Origin of the sequence: Pseudomonas sp. EA_5y_Pfl2_R50 (assembly GCF_963970475.1) — a bacterium.
Lineage (GTDB): Bacteria > Pseudomonadota > Gammaproteobacteria > Pseudomonadales > Pseudomonadaceae > Aquipseudomonas.
Window position 1 is genome coordinate 214,452 of record NZ_CAXAPT010000001.1, and the last position, 20,128, is coordinate 234,579.

18 protein-coding genes are annotated in these 20,128 nt (G+C 61.3%); 8 read left to right on the forward strand and 10 right to left on the reverse strand.

Going from position 1 to position 20,128, the window contains the following annotated elements:
* The first annotated feature begins 35 nt into the window (after positions 1 to 35).
* From glcD to AACY19_RS00915, 4 genes are read left to right on the forward strand one after another with little or no spacing between them, the layout of a single operon-like run.
* Positions 36 to 1,535 carry a glycolate oxidase subunit GlcD gene (glcD, locus tag AACY19_RS00900; RefSeq protein WP_339447033.1) on the forward strand — a complete coding sequence of 500 codons (1,500 nt, stop codon included), beginning with the start codon at positions 36 to 38 and terminating at the stop codon, positions 1,533 to 1,535.
* Complete coding sequence (gene glcE, locus AACY19_RS00905) at positions 1,535 to 2,593, forward strand: glycolate oxidase subunit GlcE (protein WP_339447035.1); 1,059 nt, start codon at positions 1,535 to 1,537, stop codon at positions 2,591 to 2,593. Before glcD ends, glcE begins: the two co-directional genes overlap by 1 nt.
* A 2-nt stretch (positions 2,594 to 2,595) precedes the next feature.
* Positions 2,596 to 3,831, forward strand: a complete 1,236-nt coding sequence (glcF, locus tag AACY19_RS00910) for a glycolate oxidase subunit GlcF (RefSeq protein WP_339447037.1) — start codon at positions 2,596 to 2,598, stop codon at positions 3,829 to 3,831.
* On the forward strand, positions 3,828 to 4,229 hold the full coding sequence (locus tag AACY19_RS00915; protein ID WP_339447039.1) for a heme-binding protein: 402 nt from the start codon (positions 3,828 to 3,830) through the stop codon (positions 4,227 to 4,229). Before glcF ends, AACY19_RS00915 begins: the two co-directional genes overlap by 4 nt.
* Before the next feature lie 32 nt (positions 4,230 to 4,261).
* Here AACY19_RS00915 and AACY19_RS00920 read toward each other — a convergent pair whose 3' ends face one another.
* A complete protein-coding gene (locus AACY19_RS00920; RefSeq protein ID WP_339447042.1) occupies positions 4,262 to 5,188 on the reverse strand; it encodes a Gfo/Idh/MocA family protein in 927 nt (308 codons plus the stop codon).
* Between the two features lie 309 nt (positions 5,189 to 5,497).
* Here AACY19_RS00920 and AACY19_RS00925 point away from each other — a divergent pair, with 309 nt between their 5' ends.
* Positions 5,498 to 6,103 carry an SCO family protein gene (locus AACY19_RS00925; protein WP_250604605.1) on the forward strand — a complete coding sequence of 202 codons (606 nt, stop codon included), beginning with the start codon at positions 5,498 to 5,500 and terminating at the stop codon, positions 6,101 to 6,103.
* The gene (locus AACY19_RS00930; protein WP_339447048.1) at positions 6,103 to 6,582 is read left to right on the forward strand and encodes a copper chaperone PCu(A)C; all 480 of its coding nucleotides are present in this window, start codon (positions 6,103 to 6,105) and stop codon (positions 6,580 to 6,582) included. Before AACY19_RS00925 ends, AACY19_RS00930 begins: the two co-directional genes overlap by 1 nt.
* Before the next feature lie 99 nt (positions 6,583 to 6,681).
* On the opposite strand, the gene AACY19_RS00935 is transcribed toward AACY19_RS00930, so the two are convergent.
* The 3 genes from AACY19_RS00935 to AACY19_RS00945 are packed head-to-tail and all read right to left on the reverse strand — an operon-like array spanning position 6,682 to position 8,364.
* A complete protein-coding gene (locus AACY19_RS00935) occupies positions 6,682 to 7,236 on the reverse strand; it encodes a hypothetical protein (protein WP_339447050.1) in 555 nt (184 codons plus the stop codon).
* Positions 7,237 to 7,291: 55 nt separating this feature from the next.
* Positions 7,292 to 7,846, reverse strand: a complete 555-nt coding sequence (locus AACY19_RS00940; protein WP_339447052.1) for a hypothetical protein — start codon at positions 7,844 to 7,846, stop codon at positions 7,292 to 7,294.
* Between the two features lie 23 nt (positions 7,847 to 7,869).
* Positions 7,870 to 8,364 carry a hypothetical protein gene (locus AACY19_RS00945; protein WP_339447054.1) on the reverse strand — a complete coding sequence of 165 codons (495 nt, stop codon included), beginning with the start codon at positions 8,362 to 8,364 and terminating at the stop codon, positions 7,870 to 7,872.
* Positions 8,365 to 8,774: 410 nt separating this feature from the next.
* Between AACY19_RS00945 and AACY19_RS00950 the strand changes: the two genes are divergently transcribed.
* Both AACY19_RS00950 and katG read left to right on the forward strand, forming a co-directional pair.
* Complete coding sequence (locus tag AACY19_RS00950; RefSeq protein WP_339447056.1) at positions 8,775 to 10,985, forward strand: LTA synthase family protein; 2,211 nt, start codon at positions 8,775 to 8,777, stop codon at positions 10,983 to 10,985.
* 137 nt (positions 10,986 to 11,122) lie between these two features.
* On the forward strand, positions 11,123 to 13,393 hold the full coding sequence (gene katG / locus AACY19_RS00955) for a catalase/peroxidase HPI (RefSeq protein WP_339447058.1): 2,271 nt from the start codon (positions 11,123 to 11,125) through the stop codon (positions 13,391 to 13,393).
* A gap of 120 nt (positions 13,394 to 13,513) precedes the next feature.
* Here katG and pepN read toward each other — a convergent pair whose 3' ends face one another.
* Genes pepN through AACY19_RS00985 form a run of 6 tightly spaced genes read right to left on the reverse strand, consistent with a single transcriptional unit; the run spans position 13,514 to position 20,029 of the window.
* Complete coding sequence (gene pepN, locus AACY19_RS00960) at positions 13,514 to 16,171, reverse strand: aminopeptidase N (RefSeq protein WP_339447060.1); 2,658 nt, start codon at positions 16,169 to 16,171, stop codon at positions 13,514 to 13,516.
* A 10-nt stretch (positions 16,172 to 16,181) separates the two neighbouring features.
* Positions 16,182 to 17,012, reverse strand: a complete 831-nt coding sequence (locus tag AACY19_RS00965; protein WP_339447062.1) for a DUF2797 domain-containing protein — start codon at positions 17,010 to 17,012, stop codon at positions 16,182 to 16,184.
* Positions 17,009 to 17,269, reverse strand: a complete 261-nt coding sequence (locus AACY19_RS00970) for a YeaC family protein (protein ID WP_003224178.1) — start codon at positions 17,267 to 17,269, stop codon at positions 17,009 to 17,011. The genes AACY19_RS00965 and AACY19_RS00970 overlap by 4 nt, the downstream gene beginning before the upstream one ends.
* 32 nt (positions 17,270 to 17,301) lie before the next feature.
* Positions 17,302 to 18,171 carry a rhomboid family intramembrane serine protease gene (locus tag AACY19_RS00975; RefSeq protein ID WP_339447064.1) on the reverse strand — a complete coding sequence of 290 codons (870 nt, stop codon included), beginning with the start codon at positions 18,169 to 18,171 and terminating at the stop codon, positions 17,302 to 17,304.
* Positions 18,168 to 19,139 carry a metallophosphoesterase gene (locus AACY19_RS00980; RefSeq protein WP_339447066.1) on the reverse strand — a complete coding sequence of 324 codons (972 nt, stop codon included), beginning with the start codon at positions 19,137 to 19,139 and terminating at the stop codon, positions 18,168 to 18,170. The genes AACY19_RS00975 and AACY19_RS00980 overlap by 4 nt, the downstream gene beginning before the upstream one ends.
* Positions 19,139 to 20,029, reverse strand: coding sequence for an NAD(+) kinase (locus tag AACY19_RS00985; RefSeq protein ID WP_339447068.1), 891 nt, complete (start codon positions 20,027 to 20,029; stop codon positions 19,139 to 19,141). Before AACY19_RS00985 ends, AACY19_RS00980 begins: the two co-directional genes overlap by 1 nt.
* Positions 20,030 to 20,128: the final 99 nt, after the last annotated feature.

Sequence of the window (20,128 nt, forward strand, 5' to 3'; positions counted from 1 at the left end):
TGTCAAAAACAATAAACAAGGGTGGCCTGCCCGCGATGAATATTCTCTACGACGAACGCGTTGATGGTGCGTTACCGGCCACTGACAAGCACGCGCTGTTGCAGGCGCTGCGCGAACAGATGACCGATCTGGAAATCCTTCACAGCGAAGAAGAACTCAAACCCTACGAGTGCGATGGCCTGTCGGCCTACCGCACCACGCCGATGCTGGTGATCCTGCCCCGGGAGATCGAGCAGGTCGCCAACGTCCTGAAAATCTGCCATCGGCAACGTGTACCGGTCGTACCGCGCGGCGCCGGCACCGGTCTGTCCGGTGGAGCCCTGCCGCTGGAGAAAGGCGTGCTGTTGGTGATGGCGCGCTTCAACAGAATTCTCGAAATCGACGCCAATGGGCGCTTTGCCCGGGTGCAACCGGGCGTGCGCAACCTGGCGATTTCCCAGGCTGCCGCGCCTTACGGGCTGTATTACGCGCCAGACCCTTCTTCGCAGATCGCCTGTTCCATCGGTGGCAATGTCGCGGAAAACGCCGGCGGCGTGCACTGTTTGAAATACGGCCTGACCGTGCACAACCTGCTCAAGGTTGAGATGCTCACGGTCGACGGTGAATGCCTGACCCTGGGTAGCGATGCACTGGATTCACCGGGTTTTGACCTGCTCGCACTGTTCACCGGTTCCGAAGGCATGCTCGGCGTGATCACCGAAGTGACGGTCAAACTGCTGCCCAAACCGCAGTCGGCCAAGGTCTTGCTCGCCGCGTTCGATTCGGTGGAAAAGGCCGGCCGTGCGGTGGGCGATATCATTGCTGCCGGGATCATCCCCGGCGGTCTGGAGATGATGGACAACCTGGCGATCCGCGCGGCCGAAGACTTTATCCACGCCGGCTATCCGGTGGAGGCCGAAGCCATTCTGTTGTGTGAACTGGATGGCGTCGAAGCCGATGTTGACGACGACTGCCGCCGCGTCCGCGAGGTGCTGCAACGGGCGGGCGCCACGGAACTGCGCCAGGCCAGAGACGAGGCCGAGCGTGTGCGTTTCTGGGCCGGACGCAAGAACGCCTTCCCCGCTGTCGGCCGCCTGTCCCCGGATTACTACTGCATGGACGGCACCATCCCCCGGCGTGAACTGCCGCGCGTGCTGCGAGCGATAGCCGATCTTGCTACCGAATACGCGTTACGCGTGGCTAACGTGTTCCACGCCGGCGACGGCAATATGCATCCGCTGATTCTGTTCGATGCCAACACTCCCGGCGAGCTGGAACGCGCCGAAGCCCTGGGCGGCAAGATCCTCGAATTGTGTGTGGAAGTCGGCGGCAGCATCACCGGCGAGCACGGCGTCGGGCGCGAGAAAATCAATCAGATGTGCGCGCAGTTCAACAGCGATGAATTGACCCTGTTCCATGCAGTGAAAGCCGCGTTCGACCCCGGCGGTCTGCTCAATCCCGGCAAGAACATTCCGACCCTGCACCGCTGCGCCGAATTCGGCGCCATGCATGTGCATCACGGGCAGTTGCCCTTCCCTGATCTGGAGCGCTTCTGATGAGCGGCAAGACTTGTCACGACGCCTCAGCCGAGCTGCTGCAGCAGGTCGAAAAGGCCCTGCACGAGCGCATCGCGCTGCGTATTCAGGGCGGCAACAGCAAAGCGCATCTGGGCCGCGTGGTGCCTGGTCAAGTGCTCGACATCCGCAGCCATCGCGGCATCGTCAGCTACGATCCGACGGAACTGGTGATCACCGCCCGCGCCGGCACGCCGCTGGCAGAGCTGAATGCCGCGCTGGACGCCGCCGGGCAAATGCTGCCGTGCGAACCCCCTCACAGCGAGGATGGCGCGACCCTCGGCGGCATGGTCGCCGCCGGATTGTCGGGGCCACGCCGACCCTGGGCCGGTTCCGTGCGCGACTACGTGCTTGGCACCCGCGTCATCACCGGGCACGGCAAACACCTGCGCTTTGGCGGCGAGGTCATGAAAAACGTCGCCGGCTACGACGTGTCGCGCTTGATGGCCGGCAGTTTCGGCTGTCTCGGTGTACTGACCGAAGTGTCGTTGAAGGTGCTGCCAAAACCTCGCCACAGCCTGAGCATCGCGCTGGAAATCAACAGCGAACGCGCCCTGCTGAAACTGGCCGAATGGGGCCAGCAACCGATTCCGATCAGCGCCGCGTGCCATGACGGCCACCGCCTGCACCTGCGTCTGGAAGGCGGCGAAGGGTCGGTGAAGGCCGCCCATGACCGGCTCGGTGGCGAACCACTCGATGCGTCCTACTGGCGCGATTTGAACGCCCGGCGCCTGGCGTTTTTCGCCGATCCCCGAGCGTTGTGGCGCTTGTCACTGCCGACCCACACCGGGCCGCTGAACCTGCCGGGCGCGCAGTTGATCGACTGGGCCGGCGCCCAGCGCTGGCTGAAATCCGATGCCGACGCCACGACCCTCCGCGCCATGGCCGCCCAGGCCGGCGGCCATGCCACCTGCTTCGAGAATGGCGAGCAACCCTTCCAGCCGCTCGCCCCGGCACTCCTGCGTTATCAGCAAGCGCTCAAGACCCAACTGGACCCGCAAGGGATTTTCAACCCGGGCCGCCTGTACGCCGAGATCTGATCATGCAAACCACCTTAAGCGAAAAATCCCGGCATCTTCAGCGCGCCGCCGAGGCCGAAAGCATTTTGCGCAGTTGTGTGCATTGTGGTTTCTGCAACGCAACGTGTCCGACCTATCAACTGCTGGGCGATGAACTCGACGGCCCGCGCGGGCGCATCTACCTGATCAAGCAAGTGCTGGAAGGCCATGAAGTCAGCGCCAGGACCCAGCAACATCTGGATCGCTGCCTGTCGTGCCGCAACTGCGAAACCACCTGCCCGTCCGGTGTCGACTATCACAACTTGCTCGACATCGGCCGCGCGGTGGTCGATGACGCAACGCCGCGCAGCAGCGGGCAACGTTTGCTGCGCCAGGGTTTGCGAACGGTGCTGCCCCATGCCTCCCTGTTCAAGACCTTGCTGAAGATCGGCGAGTGGTTGCGCCCGCTGTTGCCGCCCACCCTGCAACTGAAACTGGCGCGCCACATCACACCGGCCAAACCGCGCCCTAGCCCCACGCATGCGCGCCGGATGCTGATGCTCGAAGGCTGCGTGCAACCGAGCCTGTCGCCGAACACCAACGCAGCCACCGCACGGGTGCTCGACCGTCTGGGCATCAGCATCACGCCAATCAGCCTGGCGGGCTGCTGTGGCGCCATCGATTATCACCTCGACGCCCAGCAGACCGGGCTGCAACGGGCGCGGCGCAACATCGATGCGTGGTGGCCGGCCATCGAAAACGGCGCGCAGGCCATCGTGCAGACCGCCAGCGGCTGCGGCGCATTCATCAAGGATTACGGCCACTTGCTGGCGCACGATCCGGCGTATGCCGTGAAAGCCGCGCGGGTCAGTGCCTTGAGCAAGGATCTGGTCGAAATCCTGCAAGCCGAACCGCTGGAACAACGGGTTCGCGCCCATCACGATCAGCGTCTGGCGTTCCACTGCCCGTGCACCTTGCAACACGCGCTCAAGCTCGGTGGCGCGGTGGAAAGCGTGCTGACGCGGCTGGGCTTTCATCTCACGGCGGTGCCCGACAGCCATTTGTGCTGTGGCTCCGCCGGCACCTATTCGATCACCCAGCCCGAGCTTTCCCGGCAACTGCGCGACAACAAGATCAACGCACTGGAAAGCGGCTCGCCGAGCGTCATCGTCACGGCCAACATTGGTTGTCAGGTTCACCTCGACAGTGCGGGCCGCACGCCGGTACGGCACTGGATCGAAGTGGTCGAAGAGTCCCTTCACGCCCAGGATTCGCCATGAACAGCAAACCGGTACTGAGCCAGAAAGAAGTGAGCGTGATCCTCGCCGCCGGACGCCAGGAAGCCCGGATCAACCAATGGCAGGTGAGCATCGCCGTGGTCGATGACGGCGGGCATTTGCTGGCCCTGGAACGCCTCGACGGATGCGCACCGATTGGCGCCTACCTCTGCATGGAAAAGGCCCGCACCGCCGCACTCGGTCGGCGCGAGTCGAAAGGCTATGAGGACATGGTCAATGCCGGGCGCAGCGCGTTTCTTTCTGCGCCGCTGTTGACCTCCCTTGAAGGTGGCGTGCCGATTCTTGTCGAAGGACAGGTGATCGGCGCCGTGGGGGTGTCCGGGGTCAAACCCGATCAGGATGCGCAGGTTGCCAAAGCAGCCGTGCTGGCGTTGAAGTGACCGCCGGCCATCCGCGCACCTGACAACGCGGGTCAGTCGTAGAACGGCTCGACCGACTGGCGACTGCCGACGAAGAAACTGTCCGCCACCAGCCGCAGGGGTTGCACATCGAGGTCGCTGGCCTGGTCGGCAATCAGTTGCTGGAAGTGGCGATACACCGCGGCGTATTCACCTTCCTCCGACACCGCCTGACGCACGCCGTCGATGCTCAACAGCGCGCCACCGTTATCCAGGCGCAGAACGCCTTCGGCACAGCGCAGTTCGATGCTCCAGAGTTCGTCGTGGCCGTGGTCGAAATCGAATTCCGCACGCACCTGCAGTTGCCGGGCATCGGACATCGCGATCGATGCGGCAATCGGCGACTGGCAGTTGCTCGGCACGCGCAGTTCGGCGGACGCGACAAACAGTGGCAGCGCCAGCAGATGGGTAACAATCGACAGCGCGTTGATGCCCGGATCAAACACGCCCAGGCCACCGGGTTGCCAGATCCACGCCTGGCCCGGGTGCCATTTGCGCACGTCTTCCTTCCAGTCGATCTGCACGCTCTGCAACGTGCGGCTCGCCAGCCAGTCACGGGCGGCGGCAATGCCCGGAGCGTAGCGCGAATGCCAGGCGAACAGGCCGCTGACGCCCTGCTCCGCCACCTGATCAACCAGGGCCAGCGCCTCGCCCAAGGTGGCGCACGGCGGTTTTTCCACCAGCACATGCTTGCCGGCGGCCAGCGCTTGTTGCACCAGCGCGAAACGCCCTTGCGGCGGCGTGCAGAACGCAATCGCATCAACGTCCGGGCCGTTTTCCAGCAGTTCGCTCAACGACTGAAAATTTTCCACCCCGGCACACGGCCGTCCCTGAGTGGCAACAGACACCAACTGGAACGCCGGATTGGCGTGGATGGCGGGAACGTGTTGATCCTGGGCAATCTTGCCGTAACCCACCAGACCGAGACGGATCGGTTGCATCGGTGACTCCTGTTGTTGTTCTTGTCTAGGTATGCGAAGCGCCAAGAGTACGTGCTTCTGCGCCGACGCTCCATCACCGCATGCTCAGCTTTGGCGGGTCAGAGAAAAGATTCGGGCGGCGGCCGGCAGACCGATGAGCGCAGGGTGCTGCAGGCACTAGTCACTTTTTCTTACACCTTTTGTCGCTCGATCCCACGCAGTCCGGCGATCGGCGGCCGGGCGCTGCCCTCAGTTTGGTATCATGCGCCGCTTTTACGGTTAACCCCCCGCCAGTCCTGCCGACTGTCGGGCTGCAAAAGGCGGTATTAGATGACGGCTTTGTTGACTCGCCGCAAGGTGCTTGCGGGAATGGGCGTGCTCGGGCTAGGCCTGCTCGCCGGCTGCGACACCCGTGGCCAACTGTCGTACAAGTACGGCAAGGATCTGAGTAACAAGATCATGGGACGCACCTTCAAACTGAAGAACACCGATGGCGAAACCATGACGCTGTCGAGCTTTCGCGGCATGATGCCGATGGTGTTCTTCGGCTTCACCCAGTGCCCGGCAGTCTGCCCGACCACCCTGGCCCGCGCGGCAAAAATCAAGAAGCTGATGGGCGCCGACGGTGACCGCTTGCAGGTGATCTTCATCACCCTCGATCCCGAGCGCGACACCCCGCAAATCCTCGACGCTTACATGAAAGCCTTCGACCCGACGTTCGTTGCGCTGTACGGCACGCTCGAGGAAACCGCGGCCACCGCCAAGGAGTTCGACGTGTTCTACGAGAAAGTCCCGGCGGGCGACACCTACACCATCTCGCACACGGCCACCAGTTACGTTTACGACTCCAACGGCGGGCTGCGCCTGGGCCTGTCCACCTCGCTTTCGGCAGAACAATGCACGGAAGATTTGCTTACTGTTATGGAGGTTTGCTGATGCACCCTGCTCTGAACCACATCAAACGCGCCGCACTGACGATGACCCTGCTGGGCCTGGCCTTCCAGGTATCGGCGCAGACCAAAGTCGACGACGCCTGGGTTCGTGCCACCGTACCGACCCAGTCCGCCAGCGGCGCATTCATGACCCTCACCGCCGACAGCGACAGCAAGTTGCTCAGCGTCGCGACGCCGGTGGCCAAAGACGTCCAGATCCACGAAATGACCATGAAAAACGACGTCATGAGCATGGGCCCGGTGAAGTTCGTCGAGCTGCCCGCCGGCAAAGCGGTCAAGCTTGATCCGAATGGCTACCACGTGATGCTGATGGGCCTGAACGGCCAGCTCAAAGAAGGCGAAAGCGTACCGCTGACCCTGACCGTGGAAAACGCCAAGGGCGAGAAAGAAACCATCGAGGTCAAAGCGCCGGTTCGCGCGCTGACCAGCATGGAAGGTCACGATCACAGCAAGATGCATTGATCTGACCCACTGAGACAGCCACGGGGCGGCCTGATGGCAAGCGCCAGGGCTGACGCCGGCCGGCGATAAAAAACGGCGAAGGCGCAAGGCCTTCGCCGTTCAGAGATTGCGTGCCAAGGCACTGCGCACGGTTTCACGCACAGCGTTTTGCATGCCCAGCTTCTGGATGTACGCCATAAGCTCTTCGATCAGACAGGCCCTGTTGATGGTCACCAGTCCTCGCAGGCAAATATAACAAACGATGCCAGCCAAGACCCAATACCCCCACGAATCCGGAAAAAACCCGCCGATGCTCGCGATTGAAAGGGAGAAATAAAACGGTGAAAAGCGCGCTGGTTTCTTGATGAGCTCGTCATAGATGAATTCGCCGTCATTCAGCAGACCGCGTTCGTGACTGCGATGGTTGTGCAGCAACGCATAGACCTCGAAATCCTTCCCGTCGACCCCGGCGTTGATGATCGATACCTGATCGCCCGGACGCACCTTGAAATCCAGGGCGGAGATATCTATTGCCGTCTCTTCACCCTCGGCAGATCGAATCCAGATTTCGTCCTCGATTCGCTCCATCGGATCACTGAGCTGGTCAGCGCGAACCACCTCTCCACCCCATTCAGTAAAGTAAACGAGCGTGCGGCCGAAGTTGAAATCCTGCATATATGATCCTAGATGAATGAAATTGGCGTGCGAGCCCAGGCAATCGCGCGCGTTGTCAGGCGGTACGCGCCAGCAACCGGCTGACATTGCGCCGGGAATCTTCGCGCACATAACGCTCGCCCAGTTTTGCCATGTGCGAGCCCAGCCCATTGATCAACAGCATCTTGCGCTTGGCCTCTTGCGCCTTGAGCAGGAAGTAGACAACCGCCCCCGCTGGCGCGCCCCACCAGTCGAACAGTCCGGCCGCTATGGTGGAGGTCGTTATGCAGAGCAGAAACGGCACGGGGCTCGGGCTGCGGCGCAGAAGCTCGCCGTACAGCGCTTTGCCATCCGAGAGCACGGTGAGCCTTGAATCGCTGTGATTGAACACGCAGACCGCGCTTCTGAGTTCGCCACCCGGGAGCTGGCCGTAGAGCACCGAAATCCGGTCGCCTTTATTGACGAGCAAGCTCTTGTTGAAGAGGTCCAGCGGCACATCACCGTCCGCAGTCCTGACCCAGTAACGCGACTGCTGTGCGCCCGCAGGTGTTGTGCTTTGCTCGCGACGAACCATCGAACCGCTGAAATCACCGAAATCAACGACGGTTTTGTCGCAGATAAACGCTTGCATGTCCATTCCTTGAAAGTGCGCGATCAACGCTTGCGAGCCAGGCTGTCACGCACGCTTTGCCGAGACATCCCGCCCGCCGGTTGTTTCGCCTGATCCTTCGCGGGGGCCGGCGGCCCGGACTGCCGCGCCGCCAATGACTTCTTCTGTCGGCTCACCCGGTACCAGCGATAGCCGAAATACCCGGTTCCCAGGCAGAAACCCAACCAGAATGAAACAGAACCGACAATGATCAGGAACGACAGCGTGATCAGCACGCTTGCGCAAGTGAACAGCCTGAGAGGCTTCTCGGATTCGGCGAGCGATTGCGCGGAGGCCGCTTGCACTTGACTCACCTGATCCAGATCGAAATTCAGCGTCACGTCCATGCCCGGCATCTGCACATTGATGCGATTGCCCTCTGCCGTGTGCACATGAATCTGGTTTTGGTTGACGGAACCCGAACCGAAGCTGATGCGGGTCGTATCGCCATTGACCAGCGTCACCACCGTGGGTTTGTCGTCATTGGAAGCATCGCGCATGTCGATTCCTTGCGAGGTTCACACCGGACGGCGTGCAAAGGGAGATCCGTTGGGCGCAAATGCTACTGAGTGGCCATCACCCTGTCCAGAAAACTCCCCTCACCGCTCGCAAGCGCAGCGTTGCGGCTCAAAGGCGCAAACAGGCGTGCAACGACGCGGCGATATGTTGAGCCTCGCCCACAGGGATTTGTGAACGGGCTAAACAGCCTGAAACAATAAAACCAGCGACGGGAAAATCGCCGATTTTCGAGCGGCACACGGTTCCATAAGGGCTACAGGCGTTCCTTGGAATCAAAACACCCTCCAGCCAGCGCATCACCTGAGCGTTTAAAAAGGCGATCAGACAGCCCACCCTTGATATCATCGCGCACACTTTTATGACGTTTTAATGGCTGGAAGGTCTTTTTTTAGTGAGCGCTCTTTTCAACCGGTTGCGGCAGCCGCATGCCCGCCTCTTTTCATTGATTTTTCTGGTGCTGGTGGTGCCGGTATGCCTGCGTGCGGCTTTGGGCTGGTCGGCACCGCTGGGCTATTTATCGGATCTGGCCGTTGGCAGCCTGCTGGTGATCTTGCTGCATCGCCGGGCCTGGTGGCTGGCGCTGCCGGTGCTGTTGTTCTGGGGCTTGCTGGCCGTCGCAACGGCCGAACTGGTCAGCGCCGTCGGGCGCCTGCCGACCGCTGCCGATTTGCACTATCTGATCGATCCGCAGTTTGTCGAAAACTCCACCGGCGGCGGCCTCGCCCATCCGGCGCTGGGCATCACTTTGCTGCTGGCCCTGTTGTTGTGGCTGAGCACGCACTGGACAGCTCGGGGCACCACCCGCCCCGCCCTGCCCCGCGCGGTGTGGAGCGCCCCGCTGGTGCTGTTCGCGGCCCATTGGGGGGTGCAGAACCTGTGGCCGAGCGAAGCCGATCCGTGGCGCCAGTACAACCTGCCCCACCAATTGACGGCCAGTCAGGTCGCCGACCTGCAGATCCAGGCCGAGGAATGGCTGGACGGTGATGTCGAAGAAGTCGCGCCGGCGATGGCCGGGCTCACTGACGTCGATCTCAACGGCGTAAAACTGCTGGCGGGCCCCGGGCAGGCACGCAACATCTTGATCATCGCGCTCGAAGGCATTCCCGGCGCCTATATCCGCGCAAACCGCGAGGCCATCGGCAGCCACTATCAGGAAGACCTGATGCCCAACCTCAGCCGCTGGGCCGAGCGCGGCATGAACACCCCCGACTACGTGCTGCACACGCACCAGACCATTCGCGGTCTGTACGCGATGCTTTGCGGTGATTACGACAAGCTCGACAACGGCACGCCCAAAGGCGTGGAAATGCTCACCCTCACCGAGCGCAATCAGGCCTGTCTGCCGGCGCAATTGCGTGGGCACGGTTTCAGCACCCACTACCTGCAGGGCGCCGGCCTGCGGTTCATGGCCAAAGACAAGATCATGCCGCACATCGGTTTCGATGCGACCCATGGTCTGGAATGGTTCACCAACGCCAACTATCTGGAATTCCCGTGGGGCAAGGATGACAAGGCGTTCTTCGAAGGCGCGCTGGACTATGTCGGCCAACTGAAAAAACAAAACCAGCCGTGGATGCTGACGCTGCTGACCGTCGGCACGCATCAGCCCTACTCTGCGCCGGAAGATTATCTGGCGCGCTATGAAACGCCCAAGCAAGCCGCTGTCGGTTATCTCGATGATGCACTGGAGCAATTCCTCAGCGGTCTCGAACGCCAGGGTGTACTGAAAGACACGCTGGTGGTGATCACCTCGGACGAATCCCACGGCATCGATGGCGTGCGCCTCGCTTCCTCCTGGGGCTTCAACCTGACCCTGGCGCCGGAACAGACACAACTGCCGCGTCTGAATGCCGGGGTCTATGGCCATGTCGACCTGAGCACTTCGATTCTCGATTATTTCGACCTGCCGGTGCCGTCCGCCCTCAGTGGCCGCTCGCTGTTCCGCGACTACGCGACCGGGCGCGAAATCATGTCCTTCACCAACGGTAAACTGCGCTACCACAACGGCCAGGGCATCTTTACCGAATGTGACATGCCGCGCCGTTGCCGCTATTACCAAAGTGCCGGCTTCATCACCGAAAGCGCTCAGTACAAAGGCAACTACAGCGGTCACCCGGCCCGGCAGATCGCCGCCCGCGCCAACGCGCTGGACCTGTCGCTGCTGCGCACTCCGCTCAATCATCGCTATCAGTTCGGCAGCACCAACGTCATCCCGCTGCAAGCGCAGATCAAGGATGATTGGGCCGACAACCTGATCGGCGCGCAATACCTGGAAATGCCCAAAGGCTCCTACACCCGTGTGCGCCTGACCGTGCGTTCGGTCGACCCACAGCAAGCGGCGTACATTCAGCTCAAGGCCAAGGAGTTTGAACAGGACGTGCAACTGGGCTTACCGACGGAAATGGTCGCTACGGCCGATCAACCGCTGGAGATGGACTTCAGCTTCGAGAACCCGCAACCGCGCAAGGCGTTCTCGTTCCATTTGCTCGGTTATGGGCTCGGCGCTGTCGAGGTCACGGATTTCAGTGTGGTCACCGAACTGCCGGGGCAAGAGGACTTGCTGGACGAAGTGCCAGAAGAAGACGCTGCACAATCCACCTGACCGGTGCAGCGCGATAAAAGACTTTGCCTATCAGTGTCCAATAGTCGGGCTATTAGCTGACTTGCCGAGTCGGGTCTAGCCTTACAAGTCCGAAGTCGGCACGAGCCGGCCATAGAAGACCTGATAAGGACCCGAACATGGCAAACGAATCGAAATGCCCGTTCAACCACGCCGCCGGTGGTGGTACGACGAACCGTGACTGGTGGCCAAATCAACTGAACCTGAAAATCCTCAGCCAGCACTCGCCCAAGTCCGATCCGCTGGGCAAGGACTTCGACTACGCCAAAGCGTTCAAAAGCCTGGATTTCCAGGCCTTGAAACAAGATCTCACCGCGCTGATGACCGATTCCCAGGATTGGTGGCCAGCGGACTTCGGGCATTACGGCCCGCTTTTCGTGCGCATGGCCTGGCACAGCGCCGGCACCTATCGCACCGCTGATGGCCGTGGTGGCGCAGGCTCCGGCCAGCAGCGATTTGCCCCGCTCAACAGTTGGCCGGACAACGTCAGCCTCGACAAGGCACGACGCCTGCTATGGCCGATCAAACAAAAGTATGGCCGCAACATTTCCTGGGCGGACCTGATCGTTCTCACCGGCAACGTGGCGTTGGAGTCAATGGGTTTCAAGACTTTCGGTTTCTCCGGCGGCCGCCCCGATGTGTGGGAGCCGGACGAAGACGTGTACTGGGGTTCGGAGAACGAATGGCTGGGCGGCGACAGTCGTTACGGCAAGAGCAAGGAACCCATGCAGGAACCGGGTGACGGCACGCTAGTCGCCGAACCGGATCTGCACGGCAAAGAGGAAAGCCGTACCGATCAGGGCGAGCGCAATCTGGAAAACCCGCTCGCCGCCGTGCAGATGGGCCTGATCTATGTGAACCCGGAAGGCCCGGAAGGCAACCCTGACCCGGTGGCGTCGGCTCTGGACATCCGCGAAACCTTTGGCCGCATGGCCATGAACGACGAAGAAACCGTGGCGCTGATCGCCGGCGGCCACGCGTTCGGCAAGACTCACGGTGCTGGCCCTGCCGACAACGTCGGGCCTGAGCCGGAAGCCGCCGGTCTCGAAGAACAGGGACTTGGCTGGCGCAACGCTTTCGGCTCCGGCAAGGGGGCCGACACCATCACCAGCGGCCTCGAAGTGACCTGGACCACCACACCGACCCGGTGGAGCAACAATTACCTGGAAAACCTGTTCGGCTTCGAATGGGAACTGAGCAAAAGCCCGGCCGGTGCGCATCAGTGGATTGCGAAGAATGGCGCCGGTGCCGGCACCGTTCCCCACGCCCACGATCCGAGCAAGAAACTCTCGCCGACCATGCTCACGTCTGACCTGGCCTTGCGTTTCGACCCGGCATATGAACAGATTTCCCGGCGTTTTCTCGCCAATCCCGACCAACTGGCGGATGCCTTCGCCCGTGCCTGGTACAAACTGATTCACCGTGACATGGGCCCGCTGTCGCGCTACCTCGGCCCGGAACTGCCCAACGAAGAACTGCTGTGGCAAGACCCGATTCCGCCGGTCACTCACCCGCTGATCGACAATAACGACGCCACGGCGCTGAAAAACAAAGTGCTGGCGTCGGGGCTTTCCGTCTCGCAACTGGTTTCGACGGCGTGGGCAGCCGTATCGTCCTTCCGTGGCTCGGATAAACGCGGCGGCGCCAATGGCGGTCGTCTGCGCCTCGAGCCACAACGGTCCTGGCAAGCGAACCAGCCTGAGCAACTGGCCAAGGTTCTGCAAACCCTCGAAAGCATTCAGAACGAGTTCAATGGCGGGGCATCCGGCAAGAAAGTCTCGCTGGCAGATTTGATTGTGCTGGCCGGTAATGCCGGGATTGAGCAAGCTGCGAAAAACGCCGGGCATTCCGTCACGGTCCCTTTCACCCCGGGGCGCACGGATGCATCGCAAGCGCAAACCGATGTGGAATCGTTCGGATTCCTCGAACCGATCGCTGATGGTTTCCGTAACTACAGCAAAGGCAAATACACCGTTTCGGCTGAAGCGCTGCTGATCGACAAGGCACAGCTGCTGACCCTCACCGCGCCGGAAATGACCGTGTTGCTGGGTGGGCTGCGTGTATTGAACACCAACGTCGGGCAATCGCGACACGGCGTATTCACCACGCAAACCGAAGCGCTGAGCAACGACTTTTTCACCAACCTGCTCGACATGGGCGTGGAGTGGAAGCCGACGTCAAGGGATGCCGACGAGTTCGAAGGACGCGACCGCAAAACCGGCAGCGTGAAGTGGACGGCGACGCGGGTGGATCTGGTGTTTGGTTCCAATGCGATCCTGCGTGCACTGGCCGAGGTCTATGCCAGCGCGGATGCAAAGGACCAGTTTGTGAAAGACTTCGTCGCGGCCTGGACTAAAGTCACTAACCTGGACCGTTTCGACCTGAAGTAACGGACTCAACGCAAAACCAATGTGGGAGCGGGCTTGCTCGCGAAAGCGGTTATCAGACGACATATTCGTCTCTGACCATCCGTTTTCGCGAGCAAGCCCGCTCCCACATTCTGTTACGCGTTACGCGAGGCTTTTGCTGACCACTTCGTAGACGTCGCTCGACAGTTGCCCCGATGCCAGAATCCGCTCCAGCTCGGCCTTCATCAAGGCCTGGCGGGCGCTATCGTATTTGCGCCAGCGGGTCAGTGGCGCCAGTTGGCGCGAGGCGATCTGAGGGTTGAAGCCGTTCAGTTCGATCACCAGATCCGCCAGGAAACGATAGCCGGAGCCGTCCGCTGCATGGAAGTTGATCAGGTTCTGTCCGGCAAATGCGCCGACCAGTGCACGCACTTTGTTCGGGTTCTTGATGTTGAACGCCGGGTGCTGCATCAGCGCCTTGACGCGCTCCAGACCGCCCGGCAAGGTGCTGCCGGCCTGTACGCTGAACCACTGATCCATGACCAGCGGATTGTCCTTGAAGTGCTCGGCGAAGCTCGCCAGTGCCAGAGTCTTCTGCTCTTCGAAAGGCGAGTTGACCAACACCGCCAGCGCCGTCAGGCGCTCGGTCATGTTGTCGGCACTGTCGAACTGCTCCAGCGCCGCCGCCAGCACTTCCGGCTTGCCGCTGAGCATCAGGTACGACAACGCAATGTTCTGCAGCGCGCGACGGGCAAAGTGCTCAGCCTCGGCCACATACGGGGTTTTCTTCGACAGGTCACGGTTGGCCTGATAACGCAGCCACAGCGCTTCGAACAAACCTTCGGCCAGTTGCTTGCGCGCGAACTCCCGGGCGTTGTGGATCGCATCGACGTCAGCCACTTCGCTGATTTCGGTGAGATACGCCTCACCCGGCAGCGAGAGCATTTCGGCGACCATGGCCTGATCCAGCGATTCGTCCGACAGCACGGTTTTCAGCGCCGACATCAGCCGTGGATCGAGCGTCAACGCCTGGCCCTTCTGCTGCTGGCCGATCAGCTCTTGCAGCACCTGCACCGACAGTTGCTGACCGGCATCCCAGCGATTGAAGCCGTCGCTGTCATGCTGCATCAGGAACATCAACTGGTCGCGGTTGTACGGGAAGCTCAGTTTCACCGGTGCCGAAAAGCCACGCAGCAAGGACGGCAGCGGCTGTTCCCCGATGTCGACGAAGGTGAAGGTCTGCTCGGCTTCGGTCACCGAGATCACCCGGGTGGTGCCTTGCGCCGCCGCTTCGCCGCTCAGACGCAGGGCAATCTCGTTGCCCTGACTGTCCAGCAGGCCGAGTTCGACCGGAATCACGAACGGCAGTTTTTCGACTTTGTCCGGGGTTTCCGGGCAGCTCTGGCGGAAGGTCAGGCTGTAGGTTTTCGCGGCGGCGTCGTAAGACTCGCTCACGGCCAGACGCGGTGTGCCGGCCTGGCTGTACCAGCGCTTGAACTGAGTCAGATCGACACCGTTGGCATCTTCCATCGCCTTGATGAAGTCATCGCAGGTCACTGCCTGACCGTCATGGCGCTCGAAGTACAGATCGCTGCCCTTGCGGAAGCCTTCAGCGCCGAGCAAGGTGTGGATCATACCGACCACTTCCGAGCCCTTTTCGTACACGGTCAGGGTGTAGAAGTTGGAAATCTCGATGAAGCTGTCCGGGCGCACGGCGTGAGCCATCGGGCCGGCATCCTCGGCGAACTGGTGGGTACGCAGGTACGCCACATCCTGAATGCGCTTGACCGTGGCCGAGTTCATGTCAGCAGAAAAACCGGAATCGCGGAACACGGTGAAGCCTTCCTTCAGCGACAGCTGGAACCAGTCGCGGCAGGTCACGCGGTTGCCCGACCAGTTGTGGAAGTATTCGTGGGCAACGATTGCCTCGACGCGCTGGTGCGCGGCGTCGGTGGCGGTTTCGGCGCGGGCCAGCACGGCGCTGGAGTTGAAGATGTTGAGACCCTTGTTCTCCATGGCGCCCATGTTGAAGTCGTTTACGGCGACGATCATGAAGATGTCCAGATCGTACTCGCGACCATAGACCTCTTCGTCCCAGCGCATCGACTTCTTCAGGCTGTTCATCGCGTGCTGGCACTTGTCGATGTTTTCCGGCTCGACGTAGATGCGCAGCGCGACGTTGCGGTTGCTCATGGTGGTGAAGCTGTCTTCGACGCACCACAAGTCACCGGCCACCAGCGCAAACAGGTACGCCGGTTTCATGAACGGATCTTCCCAGGTCGCCCAGTGCCGGCCCTCTTCGCCCGGGCCCGAGGCAACCGGGTTACCGTTGGAAAGCAGGACCGGATAGCTGTGCTGCTCGGCCACCACGGTGGTGGTGAACTTGCTCATTACGTCCGGGCGATCAAGGTAATAGGTGATCTTGCGGAAACCTTCGGCTTCGCACTGGGTGCAGAACATCGTACCGGACTTGTACAGGCCTTCCAGCGCGGTGTTGGTTTCCGGGTGGATCTTGACGCTGGTGTCGACCGTGAAGGTTTCACTGGCCGGCTGCAGGGTCAGGTGATTCTCGGACAACTGATAGTCAGCGGCGCCCAGCTCTTTATCCGCCAGGGTCACCGAGAGCAGCTCCAGTTGCTGGCCATCGAGCACCAGCGGCGGCAGGCCCGCGCCACGGGCCGGGTTGCGGCGCATCACCAGTTGCGCGTGGACCAGACTGTGGTCCTCGAACAACTCGAAGGTCAGGTGTGTTTCGTCGATCAGGTACTCGGGGGCCTGATAGTCCTTCAGATAAATCATCTTCGGTTGTTCGGTGCGCATGCTGAAGTCCTTACTGATGCACGGCGAGCTGATAAGCCGTGTATTTACGAATGTTGATCACGCCGGTGTCGAAAATCAGGTACTGGCCCTTGATCCCCAGCAGCGTGCCTTCGGCAATCGGATTCTTGTCCAGGTTGAAGCTGACGATTTTGGACGGGTATTGCTCGACCGGATAGCGGATTTCCAGCGGTTCTACATCGGTAATTGTCTGAATTGCCTGCAGGCCGAATCGCGCCTGCAAACCGAGCAGGCCCTCGGCACAACGGTCGAACAACTGATCGCGCACTTGCGTCAGATCCACCGCCGCCGCATCGCCCTTGAGCAACGCGCGCCAGTTGGTCTTGTCCGCCACCTGACTGCGAAACAGGTCCTCAACGAAACCCGACTGCTGCCGCGTGGCGACACGCATGATCGGCAATGCCTGACTCGCGCCCTGATCGAGCCAGCGGGTCGGCAATTGTGTTGCACGGGTGATGCCAACCTTGATGCCCGACGAATTGGCCAGGTACACGACATGGTCGGTCATGCAGAATTGTTCACCCCACGCCGGATCGCGGCAGGTGCCCGCATCAAAGTGGCAGCGCTCCGGGCTCATGATGCACAGGTCGCACTGCGCCAGTCTGGTCATGCACGGGTAGCAGTAACCCTGGCTGAAACTGGTTTTGGTCTTGCGCCCGCAATGGGTGCAGTGGATGGCCCCCAGGTACTCCAGACGCACCGTGGTGCCGATCAACGGATTGACCGGCACCTCGACGTCATCCAGACGAAACGCGTATTGCACGTTCGGCCCGTCCAGGCGCGCCGACATTTTACTGATTGCACCGCGGCCAATCTCGATCAATGGATGGCATCCGACTTGAACAGGATATTCGGCACTTCGATCGACTTCGACGCACATTCCTGCGGGCCCATGTAACCGGTGCGCTGGTCTTCAGGCAGGTTCTGGATTTCCCAGGCAATCATCGCCTGCAACGACAACTCGCGCTGTTCGGCGGTGAGTTTGCCACCGTCGGACCATTTGCCGATTTCCACGGCCAGTTTCAGGCTCTCGTAGATGTCCGGGGTGATGTTCTTGATCATGTCGTTAAAAGAGGACATCAGGGTCTCCGCGCTCTTTATCTACTGAAAAATTAGACGGCCAGTTTACGGCGGTTGTACAAACCGCCCAACAAACCGGTGAAGCATCCGATGAGTAACCCGCCGACGTGGGCGGCGTTGGCGATTTCGCCGAAGCCGATCATCGAGATCAGCCCGGACATGCACACCAGCAACCACACCAGCATCATCACCAGCACGCCGCGCGGCAGGCGATAGGCCGGGTTCGGCGCCAGCAACTGGAAGATCCAGCAGTGGCCGAGCAAACCGTACAACACGCCGGAGAGCCCGCCGAACAGGGTCGGGCCGCTCCAGACAAATTGCGCGTAGTTGGAAACGAGGCTGAACAGCAGCGTCAGACCGATCAGGTTGATGCTGCCCTGACGCGACTCGATACGCCGCCCCAGTTCCCAGTACCACATGCCGTTCATGGCCAGGTGCAGGATGCCGAAGTGAATCAGCATCGGCGTGACCAGGCGCCACCACTGACCCGCCGCGAGACTGTCGGCCAACGGGGTGAAATGGATGTATTCGCCGACCACCTGAAAATCGAGGAAGGTCAGCCACCGCAGCGTCTGCAGGTTTTCGCCGAGGTAGGTCAGGCCGCCGACAATCAGGCACAGCAGCAAAATCAAGCCGGTGGCCTTGGCGTACTTCAACTGCTCCGCGAAGCCTGGGCGCTTCACGGTCTGCGCGACGGGGATGTCCAGTTGCTGATCGGGATCGCCCGTCGGAAAGCGCTGGTACAGCGAACGCACGTCGTCGCTGAGCTCCGCTGGCGCCCACAGCACTTGTTCGCCGGCCTCTTCGCTGACCCGATGCGGAACCTGCATGCGTTGCAGCAGTTTGACGAAACCGCTCAGGTCCACCGCCAGGGGCAGACGCAATACCGCTACCGCACTCATTGCAGCACCTCCGGCCGCTCGACATCGACCCAGACAAATTTATGCGGATCGAGGCGGGTTTCCTGATCCAGACGATAGGCGACGAGTTTGCCGTAGAGCACCGCGCTGTAATCCAGACACGCGAGGTTCGGGCGGATCGGCGCCGGTTTGCCACTGCGCCAGTAGTGGCCGACGAACAGCAGAGGCTCGTCGACGCCATAGCGCAGCAGGTTGTTTTTTTCGCTGGAGGTCAGCGGCTTCTGCGCCACCGGGTCCGGCAGTGCATCAGGCTGGAAGACGATATCGCCGTAGGTTTTCGGGTCGTCCTCCCAGAACTTGGTGCGGAAGAACGAGCGCACCAGACCGTCGCCGCTGGTCATGGTCAGACCATCCGGCAGGCGCATGTCGGTGCCGCGCAACAGGCGGTCGAACACGGTGCAGGCAAAGCTGTCCGGGACGGCCGAGGCCTGAAGGAAATGTTCATCAATGCAGCCATCGGGGAACAGCGCGCGCAGCGGTTCGATCAGACCGGCATCCCAACAGGCATGCACCACCCGGAAGCGTCCAGCGTCGACAAACAGCGGCAGCTCATAGAACCAGCGCTGGAAATCGTGCCAGTCGCCCGGATGCTGTTCGAACTGGGTCAGGGTTTCGTGCAGCAGGCGCGCGTGGCGCGGCGTGTGCTCGCGGACGAACTGCTTGCCACTGCCCGGCAGCGCCGGCGTGCTCCAGCCCAGCGCGTTGAACTCGTGGTTGCCCATGATGCACAAGGCCTGGCCGGCCTCGACCATGTCGTGGACGATGTGCAGCGCCTCGCGGATGCGCGGGCCACGGTCGATGATATCGCCGACAAACACGGCCATGCGTGATGGATGCCGCCAGACCCCGCCCTGCTTGTGATAACCGAGTCGGTCCAGCAGGTGTTCAAGGGTCAGGGCGCATCCGTGCACGTCACCAATCAGGTCATAACTGCGCGCGGGATCGAGCATCAGTCGCCTCCACCGCCCAGCTTGCTGCCCCAGCCGAGCTTGGTTCGGCAGACTTCGTAGTAGTTGTGGTCAAGCGGATGGATCAGCCGCAGTTTCTGCGCTTTCTTGCTGACAGTGATGGTGTCGCCCGGCGCGCAGGTGAAGTGGTTCTGGCCGTCGCAGGAGACTTGCGGGTAGATCTGCATATCTTTGGACACGACGATTTTCAGCTCACTGTTGCCATCGACCACGATGGGCCGCCCAGACAAGGTATGGGGGTACATCGGCACAATCACAATAGCGTCGAGCTTGGGATGCATGATCGGACCGCCGGCGGACAGTGCGTAGGCCGTGGAGCCGGTGGGCGTCGAGACGATCAGGCCATCGGCCTTCTGGCTGCAGACGAACTGGCCGTCGATGTACAGCTCGAACTCGATCATCCGCGTCGATTTGCCCGGGTGCAGCACCACGTCATTGAGCGCGTCGCCCTGACCGATGGCTTCGCCGTGACGGCGGACTTCGGCTTGCAGCAGGAAGCGGTTTTCCACCAGATAGTGGCCGTCGAGCACTTCGGCGACTTTGACTTCCAGTTCGTCCGGGCGAATGTCGGTGAGAAAACCGAGGCTGCCACGGTTGATGCCGAGCACCGGGATGTTGTGCCGGGCCAACGCACGTGCGGCGCCGAGCAGGCTGCCGTCACCGCCGACGACGATGACCATGTCGCAGACTTCGCCGAGCATCTTGCGCGACGAGGTTTGCAGGCCGTGGCCCGGCAGGACTTCAGCGATGGTGTCTTCGAGAATCACATGCAGGTGACGGTCGAGCAGAAACCGTTTCAGTCGGCGGACGGTATCCAGCACCTGGGAACTGCCCAGGCGACCGATGATGCCGATATTACGAAATTGCTCCATGGGACCTCTGCGGACAATCGAAAACGCGAAAAGCACGATTATGGGCGAAAGCGCCAGATAGACAAAATCCTTTCAGCCTCAAGGACGTGCTCATGTTTC